16 protein-coding genes are annotated in these 17,830 nt (G+C 35.3%); 8 read left to right on the top strand and 8 right to left on the bottom strand.

The window, feature by feature from the left end; all coding sequences use genetic code 11:
- Positions 1 to 168: 168 nt before the first annotated feature.
- Positions 169 to 1,149, top strand: coding sequence for an NAD(P)/FAD-dependent oxidoreductase (locus H6622_11660; protein ID MCB9062167.1), 981 nt, complete (start codon positions 169 to 171; stop codon positions 1,147 to 1,149).
- Between the two features lie 48 nt (positions 1,150 to 1,197).
- Positions 1,198 to 1,584: a hypothetical protein gene (locus tag H6622_11655; protein MCB9062166.1), complete on the top strand. Its 387-nt coding sequence runs from the start codon at positions 1,198 to 1,200 to the stop codon at positions 1,582 to 1,584.
- Here the strand turns inward: H6622_11655 and H6622_11650 are convergent, their stop codons facing one another.
- A complete protein-coding gene (locus tag H6622_11650; GenBank protein ID MCB9062165.1) occupies positions 1,585 to 2,328 on the bottom strand; it encodes a hypothetical protein in 744 nt (247 codons plus the stop codon). It abuts the gene before it with no gap.
- 97 nt (positions 2,329 to 2,425) lie between these two features.
- A complete protein-coding gene (locus H6622_11645; protein ID MCB9062164.1) occupies positions 2,426 to 2,728 on the bottom strand; it encodes a (2Fe-2S)-binding protein in 303 nt (100 codons plus the stop codon).
- Between the two features lie 102 nt (positions 2,729 to 2,830).
- Here H6622_11645 and H6622_11640 point away from each other — a divergent pair, with 102 nt between their 5' ends.
- Positions 2,831 to 3,940: a Glu/Leu/Phe/Val dehydrogenase gene (locus H6622_11640; protein MCB9062163.1), complete on the top strand. Its 1,110-nt coding sequence runs from the start codon at positions 2,831 to 2,833 to the stop codon at positions 3,938 to 3,940.
- Between the two features lie 59 nt (positions 3,941 to 3,999).
- Positions 4,000 to 5,097 (top strand): hypothetical protein, encoded by a 1,098-nt coding sequence (locus H6622_11635; GenBank protein ID MCB9062162.1) that lies wholly within the window; start codon positions 4,000 to 4,002, stop codon positions 5,095 to 5,097.
- Here H6622_11635 and H6622_11630 read toward each other — a convergent pair.
- Together H6622_11630 and H6622_11625 are read right to left on the bottom strand one after the other, a co-directional pair.
- Complete coding sequence (locus tag H6622_11630; GenBank protein MCB9062161.1) at positions 5,094 to 5,828, bottom strand: hypothetical protein; 735 nt, start codon at positions 5,826 to 5,828, stop codon at positions 5,094 to 5,096. The genes H6622_11635 and H6622_11630 overlap by 4 nt on opposite strands.
- Before the next feature lie 203 nt (positions 5,829 to 6,031).
- Positions 6,032 to 7,099 (bottom strand): response regulator, encoded by a 1,068-nt coding sequence (locus tag H6622_11625; GenBank protein MCB9062160.1) that lies wholly within the window; start codon positions 7,097 to 7,099, stop codon positions 6,032 to 6,034.
- A 144-nt stretch (positions 7,100 to 7,243) separates the two neighbouring features.
- Between H6622_11625 and H6622_11620 the strand changes: the two genes are divergently transcribed.
- Together H6622_11620 and H6622_11615 are read left to right on the top strand one after the other, a co-directional pair.
- A complete protein-coding gene (locus H6622_11620; GenBank protein MCB9062159.1) occupies positions 7,244 to 9,415 on the top strand; it encodes a dehydrogenase in 2,172 nt (723 codons plus the stop codon).
- Between the two features lie 155 nt (positions 9,416 to 9,570).
- Positions 9,571 to 10,509 carry a hypothetical protein gene (locus H6622_11615; protein ID MCB9062158.1) on the top strand — a complete coding sequence of 313 codons (939 nt, stop codon included), beginning with the start codon at positions 9,571 to 9,573 and terminating at the stop codon, positions 10,507 to 10,509.
- Positions 10,510 to 10,516: 7 nt separating this feature from the next.
- Here the strand turns inward: H6622_11615 and H6622_11610 are convergent, their stop codons facing one another.
- The 4 genes from H6622_11610 to H6622_11595 form a co-directional block, all read right to left on the bottom strand.
- Positions 10,517 to 10,735, bottom strand: coding sequence for a hypothetical protein (locus tag H6622_11610; protein ID MCB9062157.1), 219 nt, complete (start codon positions 10,733 to 10,735; stop codon positions 10,517 to 10,519).
- A 73-nt stretch (positions 10,736 to 10,808) separates the two neighbouring features.
- Entirely contained in the window at positions 10,809 to 13,235 is a 2,427-nt protein-coding gene (locus tag H6622_11605) for a hypothetical protein (GenBank protein MCB9062156.1), read from the bottom strand.
- A 260-nt stretch (positions 13,236 to 13,495) separates the two neighbouring features.
- Positions 13,496 to 13,906: a response regulator gene (locus H6622_11600; protein ID MCB9062155.1), complete on the bottom strand. Its 411-nt coding sequence runs from the start codon at positions 13,904 to 13,906 to the stop codon at positions 13,496 to 13,498.
- Positions 13,907 to 14,136: 230 nt separating this feature from the next.
- Positions 14,137 to 15,270 (bottom strand): hypothetical protein, encoded by a 1,134-nt coding sequence (locus H6622_11595; protein MCB9062154.1) that lies wholly within the window; start codon positions 15,268 to 15,270, stop codon positions 14,137 to 14,139.
- A gap of 98 nt (positions 15,271 to 15,368) precedes the next feature.
- Here H6622_11595 and nadC point away from each other — a divergent pair, with 98 nt between their 5' ends.
- Together nadC and H6622_11585 are read left to right on the top strand one after the other, a co-directional pair.
- A complete protein-coding gene (nadC, locus tag H6622_11590) occupies positions 15,369 to 16,235 on the top strand; it encodes a carboxylating nicotinate-nucleotide diphosphorylase (protein ID MCB9062153.1) in 867 nt (288 codons plus the stop codon).
- Entirely contained in the window at positions 16,232 to 17,788 is a 1,557-nt protein-coding gene (locus H6622_11585; GenBank protein ID MCB9062152.1) for an FAD-binding protein, read from the top strand. The genes nadC and H6622_11585 overlap by 4 nt, the downstream gene beginning before the upstream one ends.
- Positions 17,789 to 17,830 lie beyond the last annotated feature (42 nt).

The raw sequence follows: 17,830 nt of genomic DNA, 5'->3' as shown, positions 1-17,830 counted from the left end.
AGAATTAAGGCCACTGATAGTGAAAAGCATCTTTTTAGCAAAATTGAGGCCAAAGAAGCATCAATAGAAAATGGATCTAGTCAAAAAAAAAATCTACACCCCGCTTAGGCTAGACATTTAACATAAATCCTTTGACAATATTTAAAATGATTCAAGAAGGAGTAAGTGATGACTCAGAAAGTTTATCCTGTAACAGTTATAGGCGGTGGCGCTGCTGGAACACAAGCGGCGTTAAGATGTGTTCTTAATAATGATGAAACTCTATTTTTTCCTGGTTCAAGTAAACATAAGAAAAAATCAAGAGCTTTTTGGGTTACAAAAGTTGAAAATATGCCCTCCCTTTTTCAATATAAAAAAGGTATTCAAGAACCGAATGATGAGGTTTACAAATGGATTGCACAAGAAAGTCATTTCAAAGATAAATTTATCCATAAGAAAAATTTAGGGATTGAGAAAATTCAAAAAACCTCTGAAGGATTTTTTGAACTTGAAGATAATAAAGGTGAAAAGTATTTAACAGAATACATCATTCTTTGTACAGGAGTGATGGATGTCCAACCTGAGATCAATGGTGAAATTTCACCTATATTTCCGTATGCTAATGCCCAAATTGTAGACTACTGCTTAAGATGTGATGGACACCATGTGATTGGTAAAAATTTGTCAATTATAGGGCATAATTCTGGATCAGTTTGGGTAGGAGTAATGTTACATGAAAGATATGGTGTCCCGGTAACTTTACTTAATAACGGTAAACAAGCAATTTATGACGATGAGGTTAACAAATTAATACGTAAATATTCTATTAAAGTTTATTCTCAAAAAATAGTTGAGATTCTTGGAGATAAGAAGGAGTCTCTTTTAAAAGGATATAAACTTGAGGATGGAAGTATTGTTGAAAGTGATTTTACTTTTGTATCCCTTGGAATGATTGTTTACAATGAACTGGCCAAGCAATTAGGGGCAGATGTAGATGATAGGGGTTTTGTTCTTACCGATAATAAGGGTCTCACAAACATTGAAAATCTTTACATTGCTGGAGATCTAAGAGCTGGTATCAAGAAGCAAATTTATACTGCTTGGGACAGCGCAGTTGATTGTGCTGATGCTATAAATGCTCTTATTAGAAAAAAGAAAAGAATACTATAAAAACTTATCATGTATCGGCTTTTCAAAAAAATACTTATTTTGTCTTTTTTGTCTTTCAAGATTTATGCAGATTTTTCTGGTAATTGGTCAGGAAAAGGTAATTATTTTTTAAAAGATAAAAATGGTCAATGTACAAACATTGAACTCAGTTTTTACCAAGATGGACAAAATATTATTTTTAGAGGTGGAAGGTATATTTGTGACGATATAGAAGCAGAATATGAATATACAATTCTCAAAAATATTAATGGAAATCTATTCTTTGATGGTAAAAATTGTGGAAAAATTTCTAAAGATTATCTGTTACTTTTTGATATTGAATCTGGGTATAAACTCGAACTGAAAATTATAGATAAATTTATGAACTTTACAGAAACTTGGACTGAAAACAATCAACTGGCCTTTTCGATTATAGGCCAGTTGAAAAAATTGTAACTATTTTTTATTATGTGGATTATCTTTTCCTCCTGAAGGTGCATTTTTATGTGGGTTTTTAGCATGCATAGTATCCATTATTTTTGCATTCTCTTCAAAAGCTGCGTAGAGAATTTCACCCATTTTGTTAGAATATTCGGTCATTAGCTTTTGAACTCTTAAGGCCCCTGGACTTTCATTGTGGATTTTAACTATTTCTTTAAGCTCGTCTTGACTCATTTTTGAGTATACGAAATAGATATACTTATCCAAATACAATTGCATTTCTTCATCAACTTTCTTTTTGTCTTCTAGTTTTAATTTTTGCTCCTTAATTGGTTCTATAATAGGCAGAAGCTGTGCTCTTAGATTAAATGTCATCTTGTCGATTTCTGTAAACTCCTTAACCTTATTCGCTGGAGGAATTTCTTTATTTTCTGGTTTAATATAATCTTTCACACCCTTGGATTTTGACCCAATAGAGACAATGAGACTATTTGTAGTGTAGTTCTGGTATTGATCAAAATCTTCTTCTGAAAGCATCGAGAGTTTTTTAACCATTTGATTTGTTAAATCTTGGGATTTCCTCTTTGTTTTATCATAATTTTTAATATTTCCACTTCTTTCATATTGGGTTTTCATACTTTCATTAGCTTGATCTACTCCTTGTTTAATCATACTAATAAAGTTTTTCTTGGCACTTTCTTTTGAAAAAAGAAAATGACTTTGCGCTAAAAAACACAGGGAAAGCAGAATGTATTTCATAAAATCTCCAATAAAAAAATATTATTGTATTATCTTTACGATGGAGCAACTAGACAGTCTAGCTGAATTTTTTATGAATTTTAACTGGCCTTGGTCATTACTTAAGCGGTTTGAGTTTGATCGATCCATTGACGATTGCTCTACAACTAAGTCGAGTAGCATTTGGATTATAATTTTTTTCTTTGCAAATAGCGTTAACAGTATCTTGCTCTATGGGACTCAAACCAGATAAATTTGAAATTCCCTCTAAGATTTCTACCTTACAGGCCCCACAAGCACCGGCCAAACATCCATGAGGCAATTTAAGACCTTGCTCCTCAAGTTCTACATAAAGGCTTTTTTCACCCTTTACCTGATACTGTTTGAGTTCATTATCGATTTCTATCGACACAGTGTGCATACTGTTTTTATCCTTGAAAGTCTATGATCAAAAACGTTTCATCCGATTCATTCTACCAGCATTTTGATGGAATAAAAGTACTTTCTTTGGGACGAGGATTTTATGAGTATTACTTTCGAAAAATTATATTCAATGGGACATGAAGAAGTTGTCTTCTTCAGTGACTCAAGCTGTGGCCTCAAGGCAATTGTGGCCATCCATAATACAATTTTAGGCCCTGCTCTTGGGGGAACTAGACTTTGGAATTACACTTCAGAAGAAGAGGCCATCACTGATGTTCTCAGACTTTCAAGAGGAATGACTTATAAAGCTGCTATTTCAGGACTTAATCTTGGAGGAGGAAAGGCTGTCATCCTCGGAGGCCCAGAAGTAAAAAGTGAAGCTCTCTTTAGATCCTACGGCCAGTTCTTAGAATCTTTAAACGGAAGGTATATTACGGCCGAGGATGTCAATATTGGCGTGTCTGATATTGAACATATCTTCACAGAAACAAGCAATGTTGTAGGTGTTGCCAAAATCCATGGAGGTTCTGGAAACCCTTCTCCTTTTACGGCCCTAGGCGTATTCAGGGGAATGGAAGCAAGCTGTACTAAAGTTTTTGGATCTAGATCTCTTAAAGGGAAGTCAGTAGTTATTCAAGGAGTTGGGTCAGTTGGACACTATCTGGGTGAGATTCTCTCAAAACATGGTGTGAAAATTTTCTTCACAGATATTAGTCAAACAAATATCGATCGTTTTAGAGAAATTGCACCAGGTTCAGAATTTATAGGCCTTAATGATATCTATGATGTTGAATGCGATATCTACGCTCCCTGTGCCCTAGGTGCTACCATTAATGATGAAACAATTGAAAAATTAAAATGTAAAATAGTCTGCGGAGCAGCTAACAATCAACTCAAAGAAGATCGACACGGACAAATTCTTAAAGAGATGGGCATTTTGTACGCCCCAGATTACTTGATTAATGCCGGAGGTTTAATGAATGTCTCCATTGAATTTGAAGGATGGAATGAAGGAAAGGCCAAGAGAATGGTCGACACAATCTATGATACTGCTCTAAATATTTTTAAACTTTCTGATGCTGAAAATTTACCTGTAAATAAGGCCACCGATAAACTGGCTGAACAAAGACTAGAATCAATTAAGGCCATAAAAGGTACCTATCTTGGTAATTTAGGGCATCGATTTCCCGGTAGAAAAAACCGACATTAAGCACTTTATACCTCATTCAATATGATTGTTCACCATGTTAAAATGGGGATGAGGTATATATGTTTAGAGTACTCTACTCGTTTATTCTGATATTTCTGTCCTTATCCTCATATTCTATTATCGAATTTGAAGATGGGGTGTTTCCAGAACTTGCTCCAAATTCTCGTGCTCTGGGCATGGGAAACGCTTACATCTGTAAAGTAGATGGCGCTGAGGCCGCTTTTTATAATCCAGCTGGACTTGGTACAGTAAGAGATTTTCACTTCCACCTCACTAACCTTCACATTGAGACAAATAAAGGCTGGTTAAGGGCATCTACTGGTGGACAGTTATTGGAGGCCGTTCCAAACACTTTCAAGGGTTTTTCTTCCGATGGGATGAGAGAATTACTCCAAGACAAAAACGGAGCACTCGCTATAATGAGGTTTCACGCTGCCCCCAATATTGCGATGAGATATTTCACAGCAGGTTATCTCTTTGCACAGCAATCCAGGGGATACATTGAAAATTCCACTGCTCCCTATGAGTACACTTTTCGTCGAGATCAAGGGCCATATGCTGCATTAAATATCTCACTATTTGGAGGGATTATTAAATTTGGGGCGATGGGTATTTTGCTAATAAGAAAAGAATATCAGGCCGATTTGGATCAAAATACAAAAGTAGATATTGGCGCTAGTGAATATTCTAATGGCACAGGGGCATTTGTGAACGCTGGGTTTCGTTTAACTCTTCCAATTGCACTACTTCCTACTGTTGCGGCCGTCTATCATAATGTTGCCGGACAAGATTGGAGCGCGAACGGGGGGGCAGGAACTCCTACAGATATTAAAAGTGCTATTGATGTAGGATTTTCCGTAACTCCCCAAATAGGAAATGCAACTAGAATTCACTTTGAGGCCAACTATAAGGACGTCACAGGTGTTCATAGCGGTTTATCAATGGTCAGAAGAATAAATGCTGGAATGGAGTTAGATTTTGCCAGAGTGTTTTTTATGAGAGTTGGATATGGTGATGGATATGGTTCAGGCGGGCTAGGTTTTAGAACTGATAAATTAGAATTCGACATTACCAGCTACGCTGTCGATACTACTGCGAGCTCATTTAGAGGCAAAGAAGATAGAAGGTTCGCTTTAACATTGTCAGCAGGTTATTAATTTTTCAAACTTGTTTTTTTTCTTTGTACATTCTGCTCTATTTCTTCAATTTTTTCGTGAATGGAAAATATTTTTGATCTTAAGCTCGTACGATTTATTGTTTCATCTAAAAGATCATCGAGGAGCTTAAGATCTCCTTGACACATTTTCAAAGGAGTAAGAACATCTTTAAAAACCTCCTCTTGATGATAGATAGCAGTATGAATCTCAGTTGCCTCTTTTTCTTTCAACAATATTTTTAAATTTTGTAGATAGATTAAGTAACAAGTTCTCATCGAAAAAAGTGTAATTGCAATGAAGATAAGAGTCACAAGTTGAGTCCCTAAAATGAAACTTGCACCTAAAGAAGATATTCCAAAGGTCAGAATATGTTTTTTACTTGTACGAACTAAAGCAAAAGTGAAAAGTGGAGTAAGTCCCATCAAAGAAGAAACGGAAGCTACATGATAGTCAGTATATCTTATTAACATTGAGCAGTTATAAATATCAAAAAGAAAAATTCCAGCATATAACCAATCGTTAATTTCTTCATTCTGTCCGATTACGACTAATGGGATAACAAAAAGAGTTGCTGTCAGTGAGATAAAAACAAATATGGAAAAGGTCTGAAATCCAGAAATATAAGCTGCAATACCTATAACCGCAAGTAGTAGACTACCTATGGCCAAATTAAAGATAAATTCATTGCGTTTGCTTAAAAACTTTTTTTCTCGATCCAAAAGATAGTTCATTTCATTTATTCTCCATCAACCTAACTAGAGAATTTTCTCATATCTTAGATTTTTATAGTGGATAAAGATTAAGCACTCTAATGAAATTGGTATCTAAAGTGTGAATATGACTAAAACTTTGACAAAGACTTGAGGTTGTTTGTTTTCCTTCAATAGTCAATCTTTACAGCTAATTGGGGGATTATGTGTCTTGAATTTGGCAATTATTTGCCAATCGATGAGAGAGCTCTCATTATCTTGTTGAAATTGGGCCCTTTGAATTTATGTTTTGCATGGATGATGTAGTTATCTAGCTTCCACTTTGGATTCTCAATTATATATAGACAAAAGTCATGAGAGATAATAAACAAGGCGGCCATCGGAGAGATGCGGTTATGTGAAATACCTCCTGGAAATCCACTCCCATCAGGTCTTTCATGATGTTGTTGAATAATTGTATGAACATCTTGAGGAATATTACTAAAGCTTTCAAAAATTTGAGATGAAAGTAAGGGATGTTGTCTAACAGCTTCTATTTCTTTGTCGCTTAGGGAAGTTGATTTTGCTTCGAGTTCGGCTTGTGTTTGAATTCTTGCTAAATCCGGTCTATTTGATAAGGCATAATCATGAATATAAGAGGCCGTCACAAATTTTTCTAAAGTACTTCGCGAATCCCAATGAAGTTCCTTTGAGATGGCCGTCGATATATTAATAAGTAAACCTGCATGCGCTCCTACATATTTGTCCTTATTTCGATCCACTTTGATTTTTTTGAGTAAACTCTTGATCTCAGGGTTTTTTGCAATATTGTTAATGATACTTTTTACTTTGTTTTGTAGCTCTGGTTGAGAAAATGGAGTATCAGTTTTGACAATCGGAACTTCATCCTCTTGGTCGGGATTGAACAAAACATCTTCAACAGACAATGTTGACATCTTAACCGTAGAAAGAAATGTATTTTGATCATATGGTTTTTTTAAAATTCCAGCAAAACGACCTTGGAACTTTTCGATAAAAATACTATTAACATAGGCGCTACTAATCACAACAGGAGTTTGAGCATTTTGATTTGTTGGATTGTCCATCAAATACTTTAAGACTTGAGCTCCATTTTCTGTGTTATTGAGATTAATATCTAACAGAATACAATCATACAGTTTCTTATTAAGCACATTTAATGAATCTTCAATCGTACTGGCAGAGTCAATGCTTGTGAATAATTCTTGAGCAAATTTTGAGTAAATCTCAATAAGATCACCTTGGTCCTCAATTATGAGTATACTTTTAGACATGATGATTGCCTTTTTCCGAATAAATTGTGCAAGAAGCTCCCATTTATTCTAGTTTTAAACGATGCGTTCTGACAAGTGAGGAGCAAAAGAGTACTATTTTACAAAATATGATTGCGTGCGCAAAGGAAGAGAAGGATGACAGAGATGACAAATAGGGCAACGAGTGAAATACCTAGCAATACAAGTCGATTAAAAAGAAAACTAGAACAAGCAAAAGAGTCGGGACTAACCAAAGATCATCTTGTGTCTTTTCTTAAAAATATATACATGTCCAGAAAGCTCGATGACGCTGAGATTACGATGAAAAAACAATCTAAGGCCTTTTTTCAAATTTCAGGAGCTGGACATGAGGGGATACTCACAGCAGTTTCGAAAGTGCTTCGCCCTGCTTATGATTATTTTATACCCTACTATCGCGACCGGGCACTTTGTCTTGGTTTAGGCGTTACTCCCTATGAAATGCTCTGTCAGGCAAATGGAAATATTGGAGATGCATCAGGTAGAGGCAGACAAATGCCCGCTCATTGGGGAAATAAAAAATTAAATATTGTTAATAAATCATCCTGTACGGGCACTCAGTTTCTTCAGGCCTGTGGACTGGCCGAGGGTGGAAAATATTTGGGCATGTTAAAAGAAAAGCACAATATTGAACATGAACACCCTTTCAATTCAGATGAAATTGTCTATACCTCTTGTGGGGATGGAACAACTTCACAGGGAGAATTTTGGGAAGCTTTGACCACTGCAAGTGTAAATAAATTGTCTGTAATGTTTTTAGTAGAAGATAATGGTTACGCAATTTCAGTGCCTACGGCCGTTCAAACTCCTAGCGGGAGCATATCTAAGGCCCTTGATCATTTTCCTGGACTAAAAGTTTATACATGTGATGGCAATTGTCCCATAGATAGTTATGTGACTGTTAATAATGCGCAGGAGCATCTAAGAGCAGGTAAAGGGCCAGTTCTTATTCATGCGAAAGTGACGAGACCTTATTCTCATTCATTATCGGATGATCAATCCATGTATAGAACAAAGGAAGAGCTTGAGCGTGAAGCAAGGGAAGATGTTGTCAATTCTTATCCTAACTTTCTTATTGATACGGGTGTGATCAGTGCTAAAGAGAATCAAAAGATATTAGATGAAATTGCTGAAGAGATAAAAGTTGCCATGAAAAAGGTTCTTGAGACTCCATGGCCAGAAATTTCAGAAGCTACTACTCATGTTTTATCAGAGGAAATTGATATTTGCGGAACTCAATTTTCAACTACTGCTCATTCTTCTTCTGAGGATGAGGTTTCAATAGCACAGGCGCTCAATGCTGTTCTTAAAAGTGAGTTCAAAAGAAATCCACTTTGCAGAATGTTTGGAGAAGATGTTGCAGATTTTAGTCAGCTTGAAAAGCTCAATGATCCAACTCTAAAAGGAAAGGGAGGGGTTTTTAAAATTTCAAGTGGAGTTCAAAGAAATACGCTAGAGGGTCAGGTTTTTAATTCACCACTTGCTGAAGCAAATATCGTTGGCCGGGCGGTTGGAATGGCCATAAGAGGAATCAAACCAGTGGTTGAAATTCAGTTTTTTGACTATATATGGACGGCCTATATGCAGTTAAAAAATGAAGTTGCAACTTTGCGATATCGATCAGCAGGGGATTATAAGTGTCCTATGGTTATACGAGTTCCTATTGGTGGATATTTGAGGGGTGGGGCCATATACCATTCTCAATGTGGAGAGTCTTTATTTACCCATATTCCTGGCTTTTGTGTGGCCTTCCCTTCGAATGCTCAAGACGCAGCAGGATTGTTGAGAACGGCCATTCGAAGTGATGATCCTGTTATGTTTTTAGAACACAAACATTTATACTATCAAGGTTATAATAGAGCTCCTTACCCTGGAGATGACTTTATGATTCCATTTGGAGTAGCAAAGATTGTGAAAAGTGGAACTGATGCAACGGTAGTGGCATGGGGAGCACTTGTACAGAAATCAATTGAAGCAGCTAAAAAGATTGAAAATGAGGGATATAGTATTGAGGTCATAGACTTAAGAACTTTGGCCCCGTATGATTTTGATGCAATTAAAAATTCTTTAAGCAAAACAAATAGACTGCTTATAGCGCATGAAGAAGTTAAAACATCTGGCTTTGCAGGAGAAATAGCGGCAAGAGTGAATGAGGAGTGTTTTGAGCTTTTAGATGCACCAATTTTGAGAGTTGCAGCTCTGGATACTCATGTTGCTTATTGTCCTCAGCTTGAAGATGAAATTTTACCACAAACTGATGATGTTTATAGAAAACTAAAAGAGTTACTCTCTTATTAGGTGTATTGACTTCTATCAGATCTGACACTCGGGCATTTTCAATCATTTAGAAAAATTGCACTCAGTACGATTCTTATACAACTATGCAATTAATATTGGTGGTATTTTGATTTTTTCTTTTTATGTTAAAATGAGAATATGTTGGAGATTAGATAATGTCGTCAATTATCAATTACATTTTAATAGCACTTATATTTAGTGGTCCTTATTGCTTGTTTGCAGAAACAACAAGTGGAAATTGTGATGGGAGCTGCGGTCATAAGCTGGAAGGCGTAAATGAAGATGTAATAGTTCTAGCAAAAGAGCAGCAAGGCACTGTTGATAAGATTTTGTCTGAAGTGGAAATGATTAAAGAAAGGGCCAGAAGAAAAGCTCTCGATAATAAATACCTTTCAGAATGCCTTTCAAAATACTCTGGAAGTAAAAAATCAAAAAAACAACATTACGATTTTACACTAAGTTGTGGACCTGGTTACGAAAGGATTGGAACGACAAACTATAGTTTAGAGTTAGATAATGGGTTGTTAACCGCAAAATTAAAAGGTAAATACTTCATAACATATAAAGATAAAGTTTCCCTGCCTAAATTCTTAAATGCCATGAAGTGCACACAAAAAAAACTATCTAATTATGGGATTTATTTAGATTATAATTTTATTGACGGTGATGAATATCTTGGAAAGCCGGAAGCTAAAAATCGATTTCAGCTTTTCTTAAATGACAAGCCAGGAATGCACGATCAAGTAAATTGGTACACCAAAAGTGGAGCAGGAAGGGTTATCCCACCGGATGAACTTTGCTCTCTTACTGCACATGAAATGCTTCACCGTTTAGGACTCTACGATTTATACGAAGACGGTAATTGTTCAAATGGGCCATTCTATAGAGGAGATGAATCTAATATAATGGAAGATGCGCGCCAATCAATTAAAACCGCAAAAATATCTGAAGATCAAATTAATCACATCGTAAGGCCAATTTGTGAACCTGAAAACTTTCCAAATGAGGGATATATTAAAGGTATCAAAAAGTTCATCTACACACCAAAGCAATATGATTTTAATGATGGCGGGGTTCTTGTTCCTAAAAGTTAGATATAATTTAATTCCAATTTACATTAATTAAATTATGAATTGAGTAAATTTGATTTTCAGGTGACTCATTTTGACCATTAGATTGAAGAAAGGAAAATATTATAGATAATCCATATACCTCCGCCCATGGAGAATCTATACCTGCATTAACCTCATGACCTAATATATTGAAGTAATACATATAGGGATCACTTAGATATTCGGCCCTCGTATTTTGATTATTCAAATAATTTTGAATAATTTTTCAACATCAGGCCATAAGACATATCTTTTTATAGTTCTTAAAAGAGATATTTAAATTATTTTAAATTTGAACTTATATTTGTATAAATTTTCTTAAACTCTTGTGGGTTGATTGTGGGGTTTAAATTTACTTTTCCTCCAATATAGGAAAGATTTTCTAATCCTTTTGCGGATGTGAGAGAGTCAAAATAGGCGTCTTCTCCAATATAGGAAAGATTTTCTAATCCCCTTGCAGAAGTGAGGGATTTAAAATGTGCGTTTCCACCAATAGAAGAAAGACTTTCTAATCCCTTTGCTGAAGTGAGGGATTCAAAATGTGCTTCTCCATCAATAGAAGAAAGACTTTCTAATCCCTTTGCTGAAGTGAGGGATTCAAAATGTGCTTCCCCATCAATAGAAGAAAGATTTTCTAACCCTTGTGCTGAAGTGAGGGATTTAAAATGTAGGTCCCCTCCGATTGAAGAAATATTTCCTAACCCTTGTGCTGAGACAAGGGAATCAAAATATGCTGCATCTCCAGCAGAAGAAAGATTTTCTAATCCTTGTGCAGAAGTGAGGGATTCAAAATGTACTTCTCCACCAATATAAGAAAGATTCTCTAATCCCTTTGCGGAGGTGAGGGATGCAAAGTATGTATCACTTCCAATATAAGTAAGACTTTCTAATCCCTTTGCAGAGGTGAGAGATTCAAAATATGCGTACCCACCAATATAAGAAAGATTTTCTAATTCTTGTACTGAAGTCAGGGAGTTAAAAGATGCGTTCCATCCAATGTAATATAGTTTTTCTAGCCCCTTTGCGGAGGTGAGAGTTGTAAAATATGCACACCCTCCAATAAAAGAAAGATTTTCTAATCCCTTTGCCGAGTTGAGGCCTCCAAAATATACCTCCCCACCAATAGAAAAAAGATTTTCTAGGCCCTGCGCAGAGGTGAGGGAGTTAAAATATGCACTTTCTCCAATCGAAGAAAGATTTTCTAAACCTTTTGCAGAGGTAAGTTTTGAGGCAATTAGATTTCCTTTAACAAATTTTAGATCTTGGATGATTTCAATGGGAACATCACCTATATCTAGATCTTCATAATGATAAACAACTCCTCCACGCATGAATTCTTCCTGAGTAAGACTGATTTTATCTTCTGAAACATCAAGTAGTAAACTGATGTCTTTTTTTGGATTTCTATTAGCTAATATTTTCTCAATACGCTTATCCTTAGTGTAACCAAAGCCTTGAATTTTCTCATCGATTTCATATAAAAAGCGAAGCTGATCTTCGCTTAATTCACCTTTTTCTTGATAGTGAGTATAGATTTCAGTTAAGCGCTTCATATGAGCGTCTCTTTTTAAGTATCTTTTACCTCTTGCCCCAAATTCACCTAGTTTATTTGATAAAACTTCGCTTCCTGCAATCACTTGATCCAGGTTCTGATCATTTCCCACTCCTCTCACTTCTGCGATCTGTTCTCCATTCATACGAATCGCAATCCGAGGAAAGCTTGCTTCCCCCTTATCATCCAGAGAGTAGTAGACATAAAAATCTCCATCTTTTAATTGTGATTGTGCCGTTGCAGTTTCTGCCGTACACCAACCAGTACTTTTGCCTTCAAGTGAGGCAACGAGGACACTTGGATCACTATCTTTTTTATACTTGACCCACTTGCCCTCGGTTACGGTATTATTATTGGGATCTAGAAAGTTCTTTTTAAACTTATCAAGCTCATGGGCGTACATCTTTGAAAAACTTGCTCCCTTTGTCAGTTCTAAAAACTTGGCGTCATCCAGATGTTCTGGTGCTTCATTTTGCACCTTTCTAATAAACGCCCCCACAACCTTCGCAAGGACCTCTCGGTTAAGTTCTGGGAAAGGAGCAACTTGATGTTTAGTCCTTTTGGTATACGTAAAAAGCATTTCTTCACTACCTAACATCTGAGAATGACCCATTTTGGTAACGGCATCAAAAACCCAATACTTTGCCCATACTGGAAAACTGTTTGAATCAGGGGATAAAAAATAATCAAACCATCTATCTAAAGACTCTTTCTGTCCTTCAGAGATAATATTGAAATGCTCTTTTTTCATTTCCTGAGAAATCTCAGGAATGTCTTCTCCACGCTCTTCATGAGCACGTCTGATTTTATCCCAATAACTTTCGGGAATATCTTCTTCTTTAATAATATGTTTCTTGTGGTAATAATTTCTGAGCCTTTCTTTAACTTTACTGTCTTGAGATCTTCTTAAATGAGTTTGTTCAAGGAGCTGAAACCAACTCGCAATTTTATATGCTGGTTTTTGTTTTAACTGAGAATTATCGACTTTAAAGTGCTTCATGGTTGTCTCAATTGACTGATCGGTATGAAGCTTAGAATTTTTCTTATGAAAAAATTCTCCAACTTTAAGCATCCCCAAAACACTGTCTTGACAGATATCTGCTTGTAAAGAGCTGATCACAAAAAATGAAAGTAATGTGTAAACTGTAAAATTCATCTAAATACTTTAAATCACAAAGACAACTTACAGAAGACACGAAGTAAAAAATATAGACAATGTTTAATAGTAAGAGATTGGTCAAAAACGTTGAACCTATTGAAATTGTTAGTGAAAGCTGATGATGTCGATACTCTTAAAGAGTAACAGTCATATCAAATGGTATTTCACTGAAATGTAAAAGTGGAAATGAGCGTCGTTGCGAATCACTCATTTCCACTCTTTATTGAGGGGATCTCACAGGGGTGGGGTGAGAATCGTTATGCTGATTTTAATAAATGGTGATTTCCATCTTGCCATCTTTGAATCGCAGCTTTTGATGCTTTCAAAAGAAATTCTTTCGTTCGATGTTTATCAATGTAAGCATCACTAAACTCTGCAATCTCATCCATCTCCTCAACACTCTCATCACTTGAGATAACCAGTATTGGAAATGAATGATTCAGATGTGAACAAAGATCTACTCCATTCATTACAGGCATTATAACGTCTGTAATAATTATGTCGAAGTCCTTGTCGGTCTTTAACCTTTCGATGGCCTCTTGTCCGTTATTTGCAGTAATAACATTTACATCATACTTCTCTAGAACATGTTCCATAATGAGAAGAGATGAAGGGTCATCATCTACAACTAAGGCCTTTTTAAGAACAATAGATTCGTCAATATTCATGGTACATCCTTTAATTACTAATAAGCAATCCATTCCTTAGGCCCATTATAGATTGGGCAGAACCATATGAGACAAAAAATGAATTATAAGATTGCCCAAGATGAGTATTATTAATCATTTGGGATATCAAAAAAACGAATTATTTCTCAATTTGATGATTCCAAAAATAAATTAAAACTTGATATTTGTGGCCATAATAATTGGTCTTGACGTGTAAGATCTTTATATTACTAGTCTTTACTTGGTTTAATATTTAGGCATTTTACGTCTCTCTCAAAGCGAAGGATGTAGAAATAGCAACGTTGCTGATTTGTATATTCTACTTTATATCCCTTTTTTGTAGGGGAAAATGTCTTAATCATATCAAAGGGGTAACCCGCAAAGTGTTTTGAGACAGGTTTTCGGTGAATGTAATTTAAAGGTAAGTTGTAAATATTTTCGCTATAAAGAAATAATGAAAGAAAAAACAATCTTTTTTTTCGTGCAATAATTGAAAGTATAGAAGGTAAAATTGTGTAGGATAAGACTATAAGTCCAAATTGTTGTGTCATTTGACTGCTATATTTGATGATACTCAAATAAGCATCAATGAGATTAATAGAAATAAATGACAAATTTAAATAGGGCAAAAACAGAAAATCAAAAAGTAAAAAGGAAAAAAGAAATGAAAAGACGAACATTATAAATCCCATAAAAATAATACTTAAGGGATAAAAACTTTGTTCCATCATGGAAAAAAGAATTATTTGCATAAGTATTATATTAAAATAAGTGGGAATTGTGGTTTCAAATTTCGAAAAATAAAAAATACCTAAAAATGCATAGGATAAACTAAAACTAGTCATAGAAATACTTTCTTTAGTAATTAAATAATTTAAAATCATCGAGGAGATAAAGAGGGGAAAAATGATATTTAATCTATCTTTTACTTTTTTTGTTAGAAGAAGAGTCAAGATTTTAAGCATGGCCACTCGCTTAATAGAATAAAGACCTGGAAGAAATTGAAAGGCACCGCAAATGAAAAGTCCAAAAATTGATTTTTGATTTCTAAAAAATCCTATAAAGGGGCCTAGTCCGAAAAAGATGATTCCTAAATGCAAACCAGATGGAGTCATAAGATGAGACAAGTGGAGAACTTTATGTTGTTTAATATACTTTGGAGGGAGATCAGTTTTGTCCCCAATGATAAAACTTTTTATGAATGCTCCGTGCTTTTTGCTGTAACGTTTGTCAATGATGCTAATTCTCTCTCTCATGAATTTATATTCCTGGACCATTGGATAGGGGTCTGACTTTACTGAATGGCAAAGTGCGTAGGCCATGAGGCAAATCGTAATAATATAATGAATAAGCGTTATTTGCATAAAATGTATATTGCAAATTTTTAAAAAGAAAAACTTCTTAACGTATGGTCATTATTTAGATATGACACGTACTAGAATTAATTTTTAAGGAGAAAAAAGTGAATGCTGGCCTTTTCGGTAAGTCTATAGAAGAGTCTTTAAATTTTTTCTTTCGGGAGGACGATCTTCAAAGGAACCTTCTCTACAATTTCAAAATTCCTAACGATAAAGTTTGTTGTTCTTTGTATGCTAAATCGAATTTAAGACTTGCTGGCCTTCCTTTTTTTTTCGAAGCATTTAACTACCTTCTTGAAGATAAATTAAATTATCAAAAGTTTCTGTCCGCAGAGGGAAAAGATTTTGAAATACAAGACGGTCAAAAGATTAAAGTCTTTGAATTTGATTTACCTTTTAACGTGGCCTTAACGGGTGAGCGAATAGCACTTAATTTATTACAAAAATCTTCATCGATAGCAACACTAACTCAAAAGTTTGTTAAAAAATTAGAAAATAAGGATATTAAAATATTAGATACTAGAAAGACAACTCCTGGGCTAAGATCTCTTGAAAAATATTCTGTAGTTATCGGTGGTGGGTTTAATCATAGACTCGGACAAAATGATGTGTGGATGATTAAAGATAATCATAAATCATTTTTTGGAAGTATTGAAGATGCTTTATCTTTTTTTGAAAATTGCAACGGATTTTATACTCCAGTTGAAATTGAGGTACATGACCTTACTGAATTAGAAGTGGTTAACAAGTTGAATATAAAACATATTATGCTAGATAATTTTACTCCTGATCAAATTAAAGAGGCGATAAAAATAAAAAAAGAAGGAGTGACCTATGAAGTTTCAGGAGGAGTGAACACTAACAATATTGATCAATATATTATAGAAGGGGTTGATGCTATAAGCATCGGTCAATTAACTTATGGTGCGGGTCCAGTGGATCTTTCCTTTAAATACGAGAGATATAAATGAGTGTTTATAAATTTGATTGTCTTATAATTGGTTGTGGCATTGCTGGACTAACTGCTGCAATAAAGGTAGCTGAGGCGGGGGCAAATGTTGGTATCGTCACAAGGGCCAATGAACCAGAAGAATCAAATACCTTTTGGGCCCAAGGTGGAATTATTTATACTCCTGAATTTGACCCTCTACTGGAGGATGACATTGCCAAGGCCAGCTCGTACACCCATAACAAGGAAGCTTCAAAATTATTGGCCCAAAGATCAGGGGAAATCTTAAAAGAAATACTATTAGATAAGGCCCAAACGAATTTTGTGAAGAAAAATGAAAAACTCTCTTTTACAAAGGAAGCGGCCCACTCAAAAAAAAGGATTATCTATAAAGGGGATTTTACAGGAAAAGAAATTCAAATTTCACTTCTTAATTATTTAAATAATAGAAAACGTTTTCCAAATGTCTCTCTCTTAACTGGTCATACTGCGATTGATCTCATCACTCCCACTCACCATGGAGTACATTTACAACAAAGGTATCTTAAAAGAAAAGTTGTTGGGGCCTATATTCTTAATCAAAAAACAGGAGAGGTTATCAAGGCCATCTCGAAACAAACAGTACTGGCCACAGGTGGAATTGGATCTCTTTACCTTCATCATTCCAACTCAGAAGGGGCCAGAGGGGATGGACATGCGATGGCCAAAAGAGCAGGTGCTTCTCTTATAAATATGGAGTTTGTTCAGTTTCATCCGACTACATTTTTTGATCGATCATCACATAGAAGATTTCTCATAAGCGAGGCTATGCGAGGGGAGGGGGGAATTCTTATCAATAGTGATGGAAATGAATTTATGAAATCCTATCATCCAGACAGAGAACTCGCTCCTCGTGATATTGTTGCTAGAGCAATCGCTGAAGAAATTATCGAAACAAGACACGAATGTGTTTATTTAGATATTTCAGGAAAAAATGCAAAATGGATCAAATCCAGATTTCCAACTATCTACCAACACTGTTTGGGATATAAATTAGATATCACAAAAGAACCCATTCCAGTTGTTCCTTCGGCCCATTATACATGTGGAGGGGTAAGAACTGATTTAAATGGAAAAACTGATTTAGAAGGTTTATACGCAGTAGGAGAAGTTGCTTGTACAGGTCTTCATGGGGCGAATCGACTCGCTTCGACTTCTTTACTTGAGGGACTAACCTGGGGTTATATTGCCGCAATAGATATTTTAGAGAATTTGGAAGATGAATTTTTCTCAGAAATTGAAATTAAAGAATGGAATCTCGTCCATGGTGAAATTGATTTGGCGCTTGTTCAACAAGACTGGCTTACTTTAAAACAAACTATGTGGAATTATGTAGGCCTCACAAGAACTTCTAATCGCCTGGCCAGGGCAAGTGCAATGTTTAGAGAACTCAAAGATGAAATAGAGAGGTTTTATAAAAACGTTGCCCTTCACGATTCCTTAATTGGTCTCAGAAATGCTGTCGAAGTAGGGCATGAAGTTTTGCAGGCCTCTCAAAGAAACAAAGAGTCAATAGGTTGTTTTTTTAGAAAGTGATCTATCAATATAACCAATAGTACTCCAACTATATTTTCTAAT

It is taken from the genome of Halobacteriovoraceae bacterium, from assembly GCA_020635115.1.
In the GTDB taxonomy this organism is placed as follows: domain Bacteria; phylum Bdellovibrionota; class Bacteriovoracia; order Bacteriovoracales; family Bacteriovoracaceae; genus JACKAK01.
Note: the sequence above shows the minus strand (reverse complement) of the source record. Positions and strands in the feature narration are given on the sequence as shown.

Coding starts and splice junctions, on each gene's coding strand:
- H6622_11620 (MCB9062159.1), top strand. CDS start 7,244: ATGACAAATAGGGCAACGAGTGAAATACCTAGCAATACAAGTCGATTA.
- H6622_11615 (MCB9062158.1), top strand. CDS start 9,571: ATGTCGTCAATTATCAATTACATTTTAATAGCACTTATATTTAGTGGT.
- H6622_11660 (MCB9062167.1), top strand. CDS start 169: ATGACTCAGAAAGTTTATCCTGTAACAGTTATAGGCGGTGGCGCTGCT.
- H6622_11600 (MCB9062155.1), bottom strand. CDS start 13,906: ATGAATATTGACGAATCTATTGTTCTTAAAAAGGCCTTAGTTGTAGAT.
- H6622_11585 (MCB9062152.1), top strand. CDS start 16,232: ATGAGTGTTTATAAATTTGATTGTCTTATAATTGGTTGTGGCATTGCT.
- H6622_11605 (MCB9062156.1), bottom strand. CDS start 13,235: ATGAATTTTACAGTTTACACATTACTTTCATTTTTTGTGATCAGCTCT.
- H6622_11645 (MCB9062164.1), bottom strand. CDS start 2,728: ATGCACACTGTGTCGATAGAAATCGATAATGAACTCAAACAGTATCAG.
- H6622_11625 (MCB9062160.1), bottom strand. CDS start 7,099: ATGTCTAAAAGTATACTCATAATTGAGGACCAAGGTGATCTTATTGAG.
- H6622_11635 (MCB9062162.1), top strand. CDS start 4,000: ATGTTTAGAGTACTCTACTCGTTTATTCTGATATTTCTGTCCTTATCC.
- H6622_11630 (MCB9062161.1), bottom strand. CDS start 5,828: ATGAACTATCTTTTGGATCGAGAAAAAAAGTTTTTAAGCAAACGCAAT.
- H6622_11650 (MCB9062165.1), bottom strand. CDS start 2,328: ATGAAATACATTCTGCTTTCCCTGTGTTTTTTAGCGCAAAGTCATTTT.
- H6622_11595 (MCB9062154.1), bottom strand. CDS start 15,270: ATGCAAATAACGCTTATTCATTATATTATTACGATTTGCCTCATGGCC.
- H6622_11640 (MCB9062163.1), top strand. CDS start 2,831: ATGAGTATTACTTTCGAAAAATTATATTCAATGGGACATGAAGAAGTT.